The organism is Nonomuraea sp. NPDC050536 (genome assembly GCF_044457685.1).
In the GTDB taxonomy this organism is placed as follows: domain Bacteria; phylum Actinomycetota; class Actinomycetes; order Streptosporangiales; family Streptosporangiaceae; genus Nonomuraea.
In genome coordinates this window covers 1-1,411 of record NZ_JBITHD010000057.1, presented here as the reverse complement: position 1 = coordinate 1,411, position 1,411 = coordinate 1, and the positions used below count along the sequence as shown (strand labels likewise).

General features: G+C 64.6%; 1 protein-coding gene. It reads left to right on the top strand.

Going from position 1 to position 1,411, the window contains the following annotated elements; translation table 11 throughout:
* Positions 1 to 756: 756 nt before the first annotated feature.
* Positions 757 to 984, top strand: coding sequence for a hypothetical protein (locus ACIBHX_RS52340; RefSeq protein ID WP_397076536.1), 228 nt, complete (start codon positions 757 to 759; stop codon positions 982 to 984).
* Positions 985 to 1,411: the final 427 nt, after the last annotated feature.

The window sequence follows — 1,411 nt, the reverse complement described above, 5'->3', positions numbered from 1 at the left end:
CCCCGAGCCCACTCCCGCAGACACTTACCGCTTAACCTGCAGAAACAGGATCACGCGAAGATCGACTCATACACCACGTCCGTGGACGTGACCCCGTGTTGCGCGCCCGAGCTGCTCAAGAAGGACAAGGATCTTCGTACGACAGGGCACTCCGGTTGCCCACCGCCTGTCCCGCCTCCCTCCGCGTGGGGGCCGCTGGCATTAGGGATCAGAGGAGCAAGGTACGCACTACGGAACAGGGCACCGGTGGATCGTCGTGCAATTAGCCACCGGAGCGGGCCATCAGGTCATTGACCCTCGCGCCCGACTCGGCCCCCAGCAGGTTCCCGGTGTGACGCAGATCATGGAAGTGCAGGCCAGGCATTCCCATTTCCCTGACCACGTCCACCCAGCGCGTACGCGTGTTGAACCCACTGCGCCCGCAACGGTCCGCCCTTCGCGCCGAGGGAAGAGCAGCGCCCCGGCTCGTTGCCGACGTAGGTGCTTAGGTGCTCTGGAAGCGCGGGTTGATCGCTTGCGGCATGCCGACCCCGCGCTCATCCCGCCTCCAATGTCAACCAGCCGCCCTGACCTGACTCGGCTTTCCCAGCTCAGGACGGCTTAGCCGGTTCCCACCGACAGCGCGGGGTTCGGTTCCCGTCACCCGCTCCAAGCTTGAAGGCCCAAGTCAGGAGTCGAATCCTCGCCCGGGATCATTTCGGCGAGCTTGTCGAACCTACGTCGTGAGCGCCTCAAAAGCGGCACATACTGGAGGGGATGAAGCCAGCAAGCGGCGAGTCCCGCCGTCACCTGTCCACAAGTCCCTTCAAACCCCCGCCGCCCGCCCCGCCTGTCGAGCGGTTCAGCCTGAACGACCAGGTGACCCACGACCGGTATGGCCTCGGTGTCGTCATCGGTGTAGAAGACGAGGTCGCCGTGGTCGTCGATTTCGGATCACGGCAGGAACGAATCACGACACCATTCAACAAGCTGTACAAACTCTGAGATCACTGCACCGCGGGGAAGCACACAGCGTGGCGCCTCCCCGGCGGACGATCACGAACTGACCCGGACGGCTCTGAACAGCCAGGGTCCCGACGAGCAGACGCGCGAACGGCTCCGAACAGGACTGGAGATGGTTTGGGGCCTAGATCAGAAGGTTTGGCGTGCCTCGCGTGCCAGATGCGTGCCAGATCAGGTGGGGAACCGCGGTCACTCACGAGGACTCACGGCCACTCGCTCCGCCGCCGGCCCCAACCGCTTCGCGGCCCTATGGGTGCTTCGCATTGGCGCCGGCCGCTCCACTCACGCAGGTGCTCCCCTGCTCGGTGAAGCTAGCTAGTGCCGCATCAGGCAATGTTTGCCTCGTTGTGATGTGACGCGCCGTCCGGCGGATGCTCTGGACGGCGCGTGTGCGCCAAGCTGTGCGGAT